The sequence below is a fragment of the Streptomyces sp. NPDC048734 genome (assembly GCF_043198675.1).
Lineage (GTDB): Bacteria > Actinomycetota > Actinomycetes > Streptomycetales > Streptomycetaceae > Streptomyces.
This window is the reverse complement of the sequence record NZ_JBICUZ010000003.1, coordinates 523714-537441: the sequence shown is the minus strand read 5'-3', so window position 1 is coordinate 537441 and position 13728 is coordinate 523714. Positions and strand designations below refer to the sequence as shown.

Below are 13728 nucleotides of genomic sequence, written 5' to 3'. Positions count from 1 at the left end.
CCGAAGGGCATTCCTCGCGGGCATTTCTCAAGGGAGCGGTGAACCGAAAGGTGTGGCAACGGTCCTGGCTCCCGCGCCTCGGAGCGGATCAGTGGTGGACGGTCGCCGGCTGTTCGACCGGGGTCCGTCCGGTGACGACGGCACTGGTGGTGCTGTCACGGCGCTCCAGCGCGGCCGAGACGAGAGCGAGAGCGAGAGCCGCCGCGGCAAGGGCGGCGCCGACCCAGTTCGGGGCGGTGTACCCGAGGCCCGCAGCGATGACGAGGCCGCCGAGCCAGGCGGAGAGGGCGTTTCCGAGGTTGAAGGCACCGATGTTCACCGCCGAGGCGAGCGTCGGAGCACCGTGGGCCTGGTCGAGGACGCGCTTCTGGAGCGGTGGGACCGTGGCGAAGCCAAGGGCGCCGATCAGGACGATCGTGACGGCGGCGAGGATCTTGTTGTGCGCGGTGAGGGTGAAGAGGGCAAGGACGACCGCCAGGCTGCCGAGGGAGACGTACAACATCGGCATCAAAGCGCGGTCGGCGTACTTGCCGCCGACGAGGTTGCCGCCGACCATGCCGAGCCCGAAGAGGACGAGCAACCAGGTGACGGAGCCCTCGGCGAAACCCGCGACGTGGGTCATCATCGGCGCGATGTAGGTGAGGGCCGCGAAGACACCGCCGAAGCCCAGGACGGTCATCGCCATGGCGAGCAGGACTTGCGTGTTCTTGAACGCGGCCAGTTCGTGTCGCAGACGCACGCCCTCCACGCGGGGCAGCTCGGGCACGAGCTTGGCGATGCCCGCCAGTCCGAGGACGCCGAGAAGGGCAACGATCCCGAAGGTCACGCGCCAGCCGACGGTCTGCCCGACAAACGTGCCCAACGGGACGCCGACGACGTTGGCGACGGTGAGACCCGTGAACATCATCGCGATGGCGCCGGCCTTCTTGTCCGGGGCGACCAGATCCGCCGCGACGACCGAGCCGATGCCGAAGAACGCGCCGTGGGCGAGCGAGGCGACAACCCGGCCGACCAGCATGACGGCGAAAGCCGGGGCGACTGCCGACAGGAGGTTGCCCACGACGAACAAGCCCATCAACAGCATCAGCATCCGTTTGCGGGACACCTTGGTGCCGAGGACGGTCATCAACGGGGCGCCGAGCACGACGCCGAGCGCGTAACCGGTCACCAGGAAGCCGGCCGTGGGAATGGAGACACCGAAGTCGCCTGCTACCTCGGGCAGCAAGCCCATGATGACGAACTCGGTCGTGCCGATGCCGAAGGCCCCGATCGCGAGGGCCAGTAGCGCGAGAGGCATGGTGGGGTAGACCTTCCAGACGATTGCAGGAGCTCTTTACGTTCGTTCACAATAGTTGCAGACGCGGGTTACATGCAATAGCGGTCTATTGCGGCATTGCCCTATCCTGGGATCCAGCCGCACCGGGACGGAGGAGAACACCCATGACTGCGACGGACCCCGCACTCACCGCTCTCGCTCAGGGCTGGTGCGCCCTCTCCCTGCTTCACGGCAGGATCGAGGCCCATATCGAGCGCGCTCTCCAGGCCCGGCACGACCTGAGCGTGCGCGAGTACTCCCTCCTCGACGTGCTCAGCCGCCAGCACGACGGCGACGGGGGACATCTGCAGATGAAGCAGGTCGCCGACGCCGTCGTCCTCAGCCAGAGCGCCACCACCCGACTGGTCACCCGCCTCGAGGACCGTGGTCTCCTCGAGCGGTACCTGTGCCCCACCGACCGCCGCGGCATCTACACGAACGTCACCGAGGCGGGCGTGAAGCTGTTGGACGAGGCCCGCCCCACCAATGACACCGCCCTTCGCGAGGCCCTCGACGAGGCGGCGAAGAACCCGGAACTGGCTCCGCTGGTCCGGGTCGTGGAGTCCTTGAAGACACCCACCGCTGCATAGGGTGCGACCATGGGAGATCTTGAAATACGCGCAGCCGTCGCCGAGGACGTTCCCGCGATCGTCGGCATGCTCGCGGACGACCCTCTGGGGGCGCGGCGCGAGTCGCCGGACGACCTCACCCCTTACCTGAGCGCGCTGGAGCGCATCAGCGCCGATGCGAACCAGCGCCTGGTCGTGGCCGTGCGCGAGGGACGTGTCGTGGGGACCCTCCAACTGACGATCGTGCCCGGCCTCTCCCGGCGTGGGGCGACCAGGTCGATCATCGAGGGCGTACGTGTCCACGCCGACGAGCGCGGCGGCGGCCTTGGTACTCGGTTCATCGAGTGGGCGATCGAGGAGTCCCGGCGGGAGAACTGCCGACTGGTCCAGCTGACCTCCGACAGCACGCGCACCGATGCCCACCGCTTCTACGAGCGGTTGGGTTTCGAGGCCTCGCACGTCGGCTTCAAACTCCAGCTCTGAACGGCGGAGGTCAGCGTCCGGATCTCACAAGGACAAGGTGTGGCGTTTCACGTGAAACACGGCACCTTGCCTCCTTCCGCAGAGCGCTAGCCGATCCCCCGCCACCCCTGTGCGTCCACACCACCGGGCACATCGGCCTCATCGTCGTACGGCCGGCGAGTGAACGCGAACGATCCGAGGTCGAGATGGTCCACGGTGCCGTCCGGTCGCCGTACGGTCCGCAGAGTCTCGCCGGCGAAGTACCCCTCCAGGCCCGACCACATTCCGTCGCCGTTCGGACGGAACCGCGAGCGTCGCCCACCGCCGGAAAGCGGTCCGAGCGAGATGTGACCGTCGGCAGTGACCCGTAGGGCGAACGGGCTGGTCCCCCAGTACCACTGGCCCGCCAACTCCAGAACGGACCGATCGACGTCCCGCAGCGGCCGCCAGGGCTCGGGGATCCGCGGCTCGGCCTCGGCCACGATGCGTACGAGGTCCGCGGCCACCTGAGTCACCATCGGACCCGACGTGCAGTTGGCCAGGACCACAGCGGCGACGTCGTCGGCCACGCCGATCGTGAGACCGGCCAGGAACCCCGGCACCGACCCCGAGTGCCCCACGAGCACCCGGCCGCCCAGGTTCTCGATCCGCATCCCGAGCCCGTACGTGCCACCGTCCACAAGGTCGGTGGCTTCGGCCGGCGCCGCGGGCGTCCGCATCTCCTTGAGGGTGTCCGCGCTCAGCACCCTGTCGTCCCCTCGGACCAGGAAGGTGGCGAACCGCGCGAGATCGCCGCTCGTGGACCAGAGTTGACCGGCCGCGGCCATCCGGCCGAAGTCCTCGACAGGTTCGGAGAGCATCACGTCGGCCCAGGGATGCACCGCCCAGCCACCCGCATAGGGAGCGGTAGGTCGCACACTCGTACGTTCAAGGCCCAGGGGTTCGAGCACTTCCCGCTGTAGGACCTCGTCCCACGGAGCACCGCGGAGTTCTTCGACGAGAGCGCCGAGAACGCTGTAGCCAGGGTTGGAGTAGTGGAAACGACGCCCTGGCGGATGCAGGACGTCCTGGTCACCGAGGACGTCGGAGAGGCGGGGACGCAGCGAGCCGGGAGTTCGCTCCCACCATGGGCCGGGCGACTCGGCCGCCAAGCCGCCCGTGTGCGCGAGAAGCTGGGCAACGGTCGCCTCCCCGGCACCCGAACCCGGAAGATGTTTCTCGATCGGGTCCGCGAGGTCGAGCGCTCCTTCATCGCGCAGCCGCAGCACGAGAACGGCGGTGAAGGTCTTGGTGATCGAGCCGATCCGGTACTGCACCGTCTCGTCCGGAGCGTGCCCGTCGACCGAGGTCCGTGCCCCGTGCCACACGGCCCGCCCGTCCCGCACCACCGCGGCGACGAGTGAGGGTGCCCGCCCCTCGGACTGGGCCACGGCGATCCGGTGCAGCAGCGCCCGCCGAGTGCCGGGAAGCAGCTCTTCCAAAGGTGTCGTCATGGCCCCAGTCCACCCGGCGGCGCAGTCCACGTCGAGCCCATTTCGCCGAGGGCACGCGATCAGGTCTGCGCCATGTCCACGAAGCGCGAGTAGTGCCCCTGGAAGGCCACCGTGATCGTGGCCGTCGGGCCGTTACGGTGCTTGCCCACGATGATGTCCGCCTCGCCCGCGCGCGGCGACTCCTTCTCGTACGCGTCCTCGCGGTGCAGCAGGATCACCATGTCGGCGTCCTGCTCGATGGAGCCGGACTCACGCAGGTCGGACACCATCGGCTTCTTGTCCGTGCGCTGTTCGGGACCACGGTTGAGCTGGGAGAGCGCGATCACCGGGACCTCGAGCTCCTTGGCAAGGAGCTTGAGGTTACGGGACATGTCCGAGACCTCCTGCTGGCGGCTCTCGGAGCGTTTGGAGCCGCCGGCCTGCATCAGCTGGAGGTAGTCGATGATCACGAGCTTGATGTCGTTGCGCTGCTTGAGCCGTCGGCACTTCGCGCGGATCTCCATCATCGACAGGTTCGGCGAGTCGTCGATGTAGAGCGGCGCGGACGACACTTCGGGCATCCGGCGGGCCAGGCGGGTCCAGTCCTCGTCCGTCATCGTGCCGGAGCGCATGTGGTGCAGGGCGACACGGGCCTCGGCGGACAGCAGGCGCATCGCGATCTCGTTGCGCCCCATTTCCAGGGAGAAGATGACGCTGGGCAGGTTGTGCTTGATCGAGGCCGCACGGGCGAAGTCGAGGGCGAGTGTGGACTTGCCCATGGCGGGCCGGGCGGCGATGACGATCATCTGGCCGGGGTGCAGCCCGTTGGTGAGCGAGTCGAGGTCGGTGAAGCCCGTGGGCACACCGGTCATCTCGCCGCTGCGCGAGCCGATCGCCTCGATCTCGTCGAGGGCGCCCTCCATGATGTCGCCGAGCGGGAGGTAGTCCTCACTGGTGCGCTGCTCGGTGACGGCATAGATCTCGGCCTGGGCGCGGTTGACGATCTCGTCGACGTCGTCGTCACCCGCGTATCCCATCTGGGTGATGCGGGTGCCGGCCTCGACCAGGCGGCGCAGGACCGCGCGCTCGTGGACGATCTCCGCGTAGTACTCGGCGTTCGCCGCCGTCGGCACGGTCTGGACGAGCGTGTGCAGATAAGAGGCGCCGCCGACCTTGTTGATCTCGCCGCGCTTGGTGAGTTCGGCGGCGATCGTGATGGGGTCGGCCGGTTCGCCCTTGGCATAGACGTCGAGGACGGCCTGGTAGATCGTCTCGTGCGCCGGTTTGTAGAAGTCGTGACCCTTCAGGATCTCGACGACGTCGGCGATGGCGTCCTTCGACAGGAGCATGCCACCGAGCACGGACTGCTCGGCGTCGAGGTCCTGTGGTGGCACCCGCTCGAAAGGCGTCCCGCCACTGTCCCAGTCACCACTGTCCCGCCCCCGGTCGTGCTGTTCGTCGCGTCCGCGGCCTCCGTCACGCCGACGGGAGGAAGGCAGACGATCACTGGGACCACTGTCGGCCCACGGATCGTCCAAGGGCTCGGAAATGCTCAACCGAGCCACCTCCTCCCGTCCGCGGAGCGGACCTCGCCGCGCCTCTCATTCCTACGGCACGGCACTGACAACTAGAGGCCCAACTCCGGTTCGAGCGCGTCGGTTCTGCGGGACTTTCACAGCCGAGGAACGGAGCGGGCGCCGGACCACGGTAGGCCCGACGACGGCCTCAGCCAATCTGGTTATCCACAGGCCATGTGGACGACGACCCCGATGCTGTGGAGAACTACTCAAAACCTGTGCACGACCCGGTGGACAGGCCTGTGAACAAGCCCTCTTCTTCTCCTCTGCGGCCTCGCTGACCAGCGTCTTTACCGTCCACCGGCTGTGCAGAAGAAAAACTTCCCCAGTCGGATCAAGTTCGCCACGAAGGGTGCAGGTGAGCACGCACAGTGAGTCACGAAGTAAGGGTCATTAGCTAATTGCATCTCTTACCTGTGGACGATTAGATTGGTGGCCATGACACCGGCTCCCACGATCCCCAAGGCCACCCGGCGACAGCACGATCGGGAGATCGTCGCACTGGCCGTCCCGGCCTTCGGCGCCCTCGTCGCCGAGCCACTCTTCGTTCTGGCCGACAGCGCCATCGTGGGCCACCTCGGCACCGCGCAACTCGCCGGCCTCGGCGTGGCCTCCGCCCTGCTCACCACAGCCGTCAGCATCTTCGTCTTCCTCGCCTACGCCACCACGGCGGCCGTCGCCCGTCGCGTGGGCGCCGGTGATCTTCCGGCAGCCATCCGCCAGGGTATGGACGGGATCTGGCTGGCACTGCTGCTCGGCGCGGCCGTGATCGCCTTCGTCCTCCCCACCGCACCCTCCCTCGTGGAGTTGTTCGGCGCCTCGGAGACAGCCGCCCCGTACGCGATCACCTATCTGCGCATCTCCGCACTGGGCATCCCCGCCATGCTGGTCGTCCTCGCCGCAACAGGCGTTCTGCGCGGACTCCAGGACACGAGGACACCCCTCTACGTCGCCGTCGCCGGCTTCGTGGCCAACGCCCTTCTGAACGTCGGTCTCGTCTACGGCGCGGATCTCGGCATCGCCGGCTCCGCCTGGGGCACCGTCATCGCCCAGTGCGGCATGGCGACGGCCTACCTCGTCGTGGTGATCCGAGGGGCCCGCCGGTATGGCGCCTCGCTACGCCCCGACGCCGTCGGCATCCGGGCGTCGGCCCAGGCGGGCATGCCCCTACTGGTGCGCACCCTGTCCCTGCGAGCCGTGCTGATGATCGCGACCGCCGTCGCCGCCCGACTCGGTGACGCGGACATCGCCGCCCATCAGATCGTCCTGTCACTGTGGAGTCTGCTGGCCTTCGCCCTCGACGCCGTCGCCATCGCCGGACAGGCGATCATCGGACGTTACCTCGGCGCCGACGATCCCCACGGTGCCCGGGCCGTCTGCCGCCGCATGGTGGAGTGGGGCCTCGCCGTGGGCGTCGTACTGGCCCTGCTCGTAGTTCTGGCCCGGCCGTTGTTCCTGCCCCTGTTCACCGGGGACCCGGGGGTCAAGGACGCCGCGCTGCCCGCCCTGCTGGTGGTGGCTCTGTCCCAGCCGGTCTGTGCCGTCGTCTTCGTCCTGGACGGCGTACTGATGGGCGCGGGCGACGGCCCCTACCTGGCTTGGGCGATGGTTCTCACCTTGGTGGTCTTCGCGCCGGTCGCGCTGCTGGTTCCCACTCTCGGTGGCGGCCTCACCGCACTGTGGGGAGCCATGACCCTGATGATGGCGGTCCGGATGCTGACCCTCTGGCTGCGCGCCCGCTCAGGGCGCTGGCTGGTCACCGGCGCGACCCGCTGACCGTGGCGCACGAAACCGGCGTTTCACGTGAAACACCACGGTTCCGATACCTGCGGATCGGCTGAGGCATGCGGAAGGGGCCGCGCCCTGGAGGGTGCGGCCCCTTCTCAGCCCTACAAGCCCGAGCGCAGCGATCAGGCCGCGACGACCTCGAGGCTGACCTTGGCGGCCACCTCGGGGTGCAGACGCACGGACGTCTCGTGGGCGCCCAGGGTCTTGATCGGCGAACCGAGCTCGATGCGGCGCTTGTCGACCTCGGGACCACCGGAAGCCTTGATCGCCGAGGCGATGTCGGCCGGGGTGACGGAACCGAAGAGACGACCGGCGTCGCCGGAGCGGACGGCCAGGCGGACCTTGACGCCCTCGAGCTGGGCCTTCACAGCGTTGGCCTGCTCGATGGTCTGGATCTCGTGGATCTTGCGAGCGCGACGGATCTGCTCGACGTCCTTCTCGCCGCCCTTGGTCCAGCGGATCGCGAAGTTCCGCGGGATCAAGTAGTTGCGAGCGTAGCCGTCCTTGACGTCGACGACGTCGCCCGCGGCACCGAGGCCGGAGACCTCGTGGGTGAGGATGATCTTCATTTTTCGGTCACCCTTCCCTTATCGCGCCTGGGCGGTGTAAGGCAGCAGCGCCATCTCACGGCTGTTCTTCACGGCCGTGGCGACGTCACGCTGGTGCTGCGTGCAGTTGCCAGTCACGCGGCGGGCACGGATCTTGCCGCGGTCGGAAATGAACTTCCGCAGCATGTTCGTGTCCTTGTAGTCCACGTACGTGACCTTGTCCTTGCAGAAAGCGCAGACCTTCTTCTTCGGCTTGCGCACAGGCGGCTTCGCCATGGTGATTCTCCTGTGTGATCAAGAAGTTGGGATACGACCCGCCCTCGGCCTGAACGAGCCCGGAGAACCGGGCCCGAAGGCCTAGAAGGGGGGCTCGTCCGAGTAGCCGCCACCGGCACCGCCGCCGGAGTTTCCACCCCAGCCGCCGCCACCGCCGCCGCCCTGGTTGCCACCGGCGGGAGCGCTGGTCGCCCACGGGTCGTCGGCGGGAGCGCCGCCGCCCTGCTGACCGCCGCCGGGGCCGCCGCCCCAGCCGCCGCCCTGGGCGCCACCGCCGCCACCGCCGCCGAAGCCACCGCCGCCACCCTGGCCACCGCGGCCGGTGGTCTTGGTGACCTTGGCCGTGGCGTTGCGCAGGCTGGGGCCGACTTCCTCGACGTCCAGTTCGTAGACCGTGCGCTTGACGCCCTCGCGGTCCTCGTAGGACCGCTGCTTCAGCCGGCCCTGCACGAGGACGCGCATGCCCCGCTGGAGCGACTCGGCGACGTTCTCCGCCGCCTGACGCCAGACCGAGCAGGTCAGGAACAGGCTCTCGCCGTCCTTCCACTCATTGGTCTGACGGTCGAAGGTGCGGGGAGTGGACGCGACACGGAACTTCGCGACTGCCGCACCGGAGGGGGTGAAGCGCAGCTCGGGGTCGTCGACAAGATTGCCGATGACCGTGATGACGGTCTCGCCTGCCATGGGGGAACCTCTCGGCGGGTTTGCTGCTGCTGGCTGCTGGTGCTGCTACTCGAATCCCGAGACCAGTTGAGCGGGGAAGCTCAGTGGGTCTCGGGACGGAGGACCTTGGTCCGGAGGACCGACTCGTTCAGGTTCATCTGGCGGTCGAGCTCCTTGACGACCGCAGGCTCGGCCTGCAGGTCGATGACCGAGTAGATGCCCTCGGGCTTCTTCTTGATCTCGTACGAGAGACGACGACGGCCCCAGGTGTCGACCTTCTCCACCTTTCCGTTGCCCTCACGGACGACGGAGAGGAAGTTCTCGATCAGCGGGGAGACAGCGCGCTCCTCGAGATCGGGGTCGAGGATGACCATCACTTCGTAGTGACGCATGTGGAACCCACCTCCTTTGGACTCAACGGCCACGGTCGTTCCGTGGCAGGAGGGTTGTGATGCGTACGCAACGGTATCGGCCGCCACTGACAATCGGGGTCGCTTCGCGACGTTCCCGCTCTGAGCTGGGCGGAGTCCCTGGCTGTGCCTGGGCAGACACCGGTGCAGACGGTACAGACTACCTGCACACCGGCTTCCGGTTGAAATCCGGCCCCGGAGCCCGTCAGTCTGTACACATCGGGTGTGTATGGCGCTACGATGCGCCGCTTTCCGCAGGAGGTGCCTCATGGCACAGGCATTGCGACCCAACACCGCCGGTTCTCTCTTCGCCACCGACGGCAGGCCTCATCCGCTTCAGGACACGCTCACGGCCGTCACCCTGGTCCTGGGCGCGGTGGCCTTCATCACGGCGATGTTCCACAGCCTCCACCTGCTCAGCTCGTGGGCCGGCCTGGTGGGGATCTTCACCGGCGCGTACGGACAGTGGATCTCCGAGACCACCCGTGAGCGCTTCGGCCTGATCCTGGGGCTCGGTGCCTCCGGCGTCGGCTTCTTCCTCGGCATGGCCCACGGCGGCCTCTTCGGCGGCCTCTGGTGACCTGACAGAGCCGGCCCGGCACCTCCCGCCGGCATCGGCAGGAGGTGCCGCAGAGCACCGGCGCCGTCCCGGCGGAACGCCCCGGCCGTCCCACCGGCCGGGGCAAAGGTGCCGTACGCCCAGTCAGGGCGCTCGCCAGGCGCAGTAGGCTTCGGCGCGAGAGCCGGAGCCCCTGTACCCATGGGGACACACCAGCCCGAGGAGCGCCCCGAATGAGCCTGACCCTGAGGACGATCAGCCGCGAGCAGCATCTGGCGTACATCCAGAGCCTGCCGGCGGCGAGCCACATGCAGGTTCCGGCCTGGGCAGACGTCAAGGCCGAGTGGCGGTCGGAGAGCCTCGGCTGGTTCGACGGCAGGACCGGTGAACTCGTCGGTGCCGGCCTCGTCCTCTACCGCCAGCTCCCCAAGATCAAGCGCTACCTCGCCTACCTGCCCGAAGGCCCGGTCATCAACTGGTACGCGCCGAATCTGACCGAGTGGCTGGAGCCGATGCTCGCGCACCTCAAGCACCAGGGCGCCTTCTCCGTGAAGATGGGTCCGCCGGTGATCATCCGGCGCTGGGAGGCCTCCTCCATCAAGGCGGGCATCCAGAACCCGGACGTGAAGCGACTGCGGGACGTCGAGGCCGACTTCATCGAGCCGCGGGCCTTCGAAGTGGCCGACAAGCTGCGGCGCATGGGCTGGCAGCAGGGCGAGGACGGCGGCGCCGGCTTCGGCGACGTCCAGCCCCGCTACGTCTACCAGGTACCGCTGGCGAACCGTTCCCTCGAAGAGGTCCACAGGAACTTCAACCAGCTCTGGCGCCGCAACATCAAGAAGGCCGAGAAGGCCGGCGTCGAGGTCGTCCAGGGCGGCTACCACGACCTCGAGGAGTGGCAGCGGCTCTACGAGATCACGGCGGTGCGCGACCACTTCCGGCCGCGCCCGCTGTCGTACTTCCAGCGCATGTGGACGGCCCTCAACACCGAGGACCCCAACCGCATGCGGCTGTACTTCGCCCGTCACAACGGCGTGAACCTCTCGGCGGCGACCATGCTGATCGTCGGCGGGCACGTCTGGTACTCCTACGGCGCCTCCGACAACATCGGCCGTGAGTTCCGCCCCTCGAACGCGATGCAGTGGCGGATGCTGCGCGACGCCTACGCACTCGGCGCGTCCGTGTACGACCTGCGCGGCATCTCCGACTCGCTGGACGAGTCGGACCACCTGTTCGGCCTGATCCAGTTCAAGGTCGGCACGGGCGGGCAGGCCGCCGAGTACCTGGGCGAGTGGGACTTCCCGCTGAACAAGCTGCTCCACAAGGCGCTCGACATCTACATGTCGCGCCGCTGATCACCCGTCGGCTGCTTCGATGGCGTCATACGTCTCGACAGCTCCCCACCTCTGACACACCGCAGCCACGAGAAAGGTTCCAGGTCCGGCCATGGCGCTCACGCTCTACGTCGACACCGCGCGCTGGCGGGCGCACCACAAGCACGTGCAGGAGCAGTTCCCGGGACTCGTCCCGGTCTGCAAGGGCAACGGCTACGGCTTCGGGCACGAGCGGCTGGCGGAGGAGGCCACCCGGCTGGGCTCGGACATCCTCGCCGTCGGTACGACCTACGAAGCCGCGCGCATCAAGGACTTCTTCGGCGGTGACCTGCTGGTGCTGACGCCGTACCGGCGCGGCGAGGAGCCCGTCCCGCTGCCCGACCGGGTCGTGCGGTCGGTGTCGTCGATCGACGGTGTCTACGGCCTCGTGGGCGCGCGCGTGGTGATCGAGGTGATGTCCTCGATGAAGCGGCACGGCATCAGCGAGCAGGACCTGCCGCAGCTGCACGCCGCCATAGAGAACGTCCGCCTGGAGGGCTTCGCCATCCACCTGCCGCTGGACCGCACCGACGGCTCGGACGCCGTCGAGGAGGTCATCGGCTGGATGGACCGGCTGCGCGCGGCCCGGCTGCCACTGCACACGATGTTCGTGAGCCACCTCAAGGCCGATGAACTCAGCCGCCTGCAGCAGCAGTTCCCGCAGACCCGCTTCCGTGCCCGCATCGGCACGCGGCTGTGGCTGGGGGACCACGAGGCCACCGAGTACCGCGGCGCCGTCCTGGACGTCACGCGCGTCGCCAAGGGCGACCGGTTCGGCTACCGCCAGCAGAGGGCGGCCTCCGACGGCTTCCTGGTGGTCGTGGCGGGCGGTACGTCCCACGGGGTGGGCCTGGAGGCCCCCAAGGCCCTGCACGGCGTCATGCCGCGCGCCAAGGGCGTCGCACGCGCCGGCCTGGCCACGGTGAACCGGAACCTCTCGCCGTTCGTCTGGGGCGGCAAGCAGCGCTGGTTCGCCGAGCCGCCGCACATGCAGGTGTCCATCCTGTTCGTCCCCTCGGACGCACCGGAGCCGACGGTCGGCGACGAGTTGGTGGCCCATCTGCGGCACACCACCACGCAGTTCGACCGCATCGTGGACCGCTGAGCAGCACGGCAACGACGAAAGGCCGTACACGGGTTTCCGTGTACGGCCTTTCGTCGTTGCCGAAATCCGGCGTGTTCGCTCAGGGCGAACCGTCGACGGTGTCCCGCTTGCCCCACTCCACCTGCGGCCCCTCGAAGTGGGCCGCGTGCCGGACGGGATGAGCCGTCGCGCCCAGGACGAAGACGTCCTCCGCACCATCGAGCACCCCGCCCGAAGGATCGTCGTCCCCGGCCTGGCGGACCACGTCCCGCTCGGGCACCAGGATGTCCCGCACCACCATCACGCACAGGTAGAGCGTCCCCAGCAGGTGGACGCCGATGGCCCAGTGATAGCCGTCGGTCGGCAGCCCTTTGTGGGCTTCTCCGCTGGTGGTGTAGGCGAGGTACAGCCAGATGCCGAGAAAGTAGGACACCTCGCAGGCCTGCCAGATCAGGAAGTCCCGCCATTTGGGCCGGGCCAGAACAGCCAGCGGCACGAGCCACAGGACGTACTGCGGCGAGTACACCTTGTTGGTGAGGATGAAGGCCGCCACGATCAGGAAGGCCAGCTGGGCGAAGCGGGGGCGCCGCGGAGCCGTGAGCGTCAGCGCCCCGATCCCCAGTCCGCACGCCACGACCAGAAGCGTGGCGAGCGTGTTGACGCTGTCGGTGGTGAGTGGATCGCTGGAGTTCTGAGCCAGGATCAGCCAGAACGACCCGAAGTCGACTCCTCGCTCCTGACTGAACGTGTAGAACTTCGACCAGCCTTCGAAGGCGAAGAGCATCACCGGCAGGTTCACCACCAGCCAGGCGACGACCGCACCACCGAGGGCCGTGCCGAAGTCCCGCCACTTTCCCGCCCGCCAGCACAGGACGAACAGCGGGCCCAGGAGGAAGACGGGATAGAGCTTGGCGGCGGTGGCGAGCCCCAGCAGGACGCCGAACGCCAGCGCCCGTCCGCGTGACCACATCAGCATGGCCGCGGCCGTCAGAGCGACGGCCAGGAGATCCCAGTTGATGGTGGCGGTCAGCGCGAACGCGGGCGCCAAGGCCACCAGCAGGCCGTCCCAGGGCCGCCGGGCGTGCGTCCGGGCCACACAGACGGCGATGACGGCCGCGCACGCCATCAGCATCCCCGCGTTGACCATCCAGTACCACTGGCCCTGATGCTGGGCGCTGCCGCTGCCCGGAGTCAGCCAGGCGGCCACTTCCATGAACACTCCGGTGAGGACCGGGTATTCGAGGTACTGCATGTCACCGGGGAGCTTGTCGAAGTACGGCACGAGTCCGTCGGCGAATCCGCGCCCCTGGTACAGGTGCGGAATGTCCGAGTAGCACGCGTGTGTGTACTGGGAGACAGCGCCGAAGAACCAGCCGCCGTTGTAGCAGGGCGCCTTCTGGATCAGGCCGAGGGCGAACATCCCGATGGCCACGAGCGCGACCACCCGCACAGGCGACAACCGGGACGTCCCGGTCAGGGCTCGCCGCCCCAAGGGGCCGCCGATCAGCTCACTGCCGGCCGCGGCCACCTCGTCGTTCCTGGTCGGCTGCACCGGATCAGGCTCGTGCACGCGCGCTGGCGTCGATTCTGCACTGGGCATGGCCCACATCCTGCCGTACAGACCTAGGAAAA

At 68.2% G+C, this 13728-nt stretch carries 14 protein-coding genes; 6 read left to right on the top strand and 8 right to left on the bottom strand.

The features are described from left to right. Nucleotides 1-88: 88 nt before the first annotated feature. The gene (locus tag ACGFQC_RS11410; protein ID WP_363092331.1) at nt 89-1297 is read right to left on the bottom strand and encodes an MFS transporter; all 1209 of its coding nucleotides are present in this window, start codon (nt 1295-1297) and stop codon (nt 89-91) included. A gap of 143 nt (nt 1298-1440) precedes the next feature. On the opposite strand from ACGFQC_RS11410, the gene ACGFQC_RS11405 reads away from it, so the two are divergent. Continuing rightward, nucleotides 1441-1905, top strand: coding sequence for a MarR family transcriptional regulator (locus ACGFQC_RS11405; RefSeq protein WP_363092330.1), 465 nt, complete (start codon nt 1441-1443; stop codon nt 1903-1905). Between the two features lie 9 nt (nt 1906-1914). Then, a complete protein-coding gene (locus ACGFQC_RS11400; RefSeq protein ID WP_363092329.1) occupies nt 1915-2367 on the top strand; it encodes a GNAT family N-acetyltransferase in 453 nt (150 codons plus the stop codon). Between the two features lie 86 nt (nt 2368-2453). On the opposite strand, the gene ACGFQC_RS11395 is transcribed toward ACGFQC_RS11400, so the two are convergent. Both ACGFQC_RS11395 and dnaB read right to left on the bottom strand, forming a co-directional pair. Continuing rightward, nucleotides 2454-3839 carry a serine hydrolase domain-containing protein gene (locus tag ACGFQC_RS11395; protein ID WP_363092328.1) on the bottom strand — a complete coding sequence of 462 codons (1386 nt, stop codon included), beginning with the start codon at nt 3837-3839 and terminating at the stop codon, nt 2454-2456. A 59-nt stretch (nt 3840-3898) separates the two neighbouring features. After that, on the bottom strand, nt 3899-5374 hold the full coding sequence (gene dnaB / locus ACGFQC_RS11390; RefSeq protein WP_363092327.1) for a replicative DNA helicase: 1476 nt from the start codon (nt 5372-5374) through the stop codon (nt 3899-3901). 459 nt (nt 5375-5833) lie between these two features. Between dnaB and ACGFQC_RS11385 the strand changes: the two genes are divergently transcribed. Further along, entirely contained in the window at nt 5834-7171 is a 1338-nt protein-coding gene (locus ACGFQC_RS11385; RefSeq protein ID WP_363092326.1) for an MATE family efflux transporter, read from the top strand. Nucleotides 7172-7305: 134 nt separating this feature from the next. Here the strand turns inward: ACGFQC_RS11385 and rplI are convergent, their stop codons facing one another. From rplI to rpsF, 4 genes are all read right to left on the bottom strand, one after another. Then, the gene (gene rplI, locus ACGFQC_RS11380) at nt 7306-7752 is read right to left on the bottom strand and encodes a 50S ribosomal protein L9 (protein ID WP_363092325.1); all 447 of its coding nucleotides are present in this window, start codon (nt 7750-7752) and stop codon (nt 7306-7308) included. Nucleotides 7753-7770: 18 nt separating this feature from the next. Next, nucleotides 7771-8007 (bottom strand): 30S ribosomal protein S18, encoded by a 237-nt coding sequence (gene rpsR, locus ACGFQC_RS11375; RefSeq protein WP_020130672.1) that lies wholly within the window; start codon nt 8005-8007, stop codon nt 7771-7773. Between the two features lie 81 nt (nt 8008-8088). Continuing rightward, nucleotides 8089-8691 carry a single-stranded DNA-binding protein gene (locus ACGFQC_RS11370; protein ID WP_363092323.1) on the bottom strand — a complete coding sequence of 201 codons (603 nt, stop codon included), beginning with the start codon at nt 8689-8691 and terminating at the stop codon, nt 8089-8091. Nucleotides 8692-8771: 80 nt separating this feature from the next. Beyond that, nucleotides 8772-9062 (bottom strand): 30S ribosomal protein S6, encoded by a 291-nt coding sequence (rpsF, locus tag ACGFQC_RS11365; RefSeq protein ID WP_006604399.1) that lies wholly within the window; start codon nt 9060-9062, stop codon nt 8772-8774. A 286-nt stretch (nt 9063-9348) separates the two neighbouring features. Here rpsF and ACGFQC_RS11360 point away from each other — a divergent pair, with 286 nt between their 5' ends. The 3 genes from ACGFQC_RS11360 (at nt 9349) to ACGFQC_RS11350 (ending at nt 12117) form a co-directional block, all read left to right on the top strand. Then, a complete protein-coding gene (locus tag ACGFQC_RS11360) occupies nt 9349-9660 on the top strand; it encodes a hypothetical protein (protein WP_363092321.1) in 312 nt (103 codons plus the stop codon). 212 nt (nt 9661-9872) lie between these two features. Further along, nucleotides 9873-10994: a peptidoglycan bridge formation glycyltransferase FemX gene (femX, locus tag ACGFQC_RS11355; RefSeq protein WP_363092320.1), complete on the top strand. Its 1122-nt coding sequence runs from the start codon at nt 9873-9875 to the stop codon at nt 10992-10994. A gap of 91 nt (nt 10995-11085) precedes the next feature. Beyond that, complete coding sequence (locus ACGFQC_RS11350; protein ID WP_363092319.1) at nt 11086-12117, top strand: alanine racemase; 1032 nt, start codon at nt 11086-11088, stop codon at nt 12115-12117. 79 nt (nt 12118-12196) lie between these two features. On the opposite strand, the gene ACGFQC_RS11345 is transcribed toward ACGFQC_RS11350, so the two are convergent. Further along, on the bottom strand, nt 12197-13696 hold the full coding sequence (locus ACGFQC_RS11345) for a glycosyltransferase 87 family protein (protein WP_363092318.1): 1500 nt from the start codon (nt 13694-13696) through the stop codon (nt 12197-12199). Nucleotides 13697-13728: the final 32 nt, after the last annotated feature.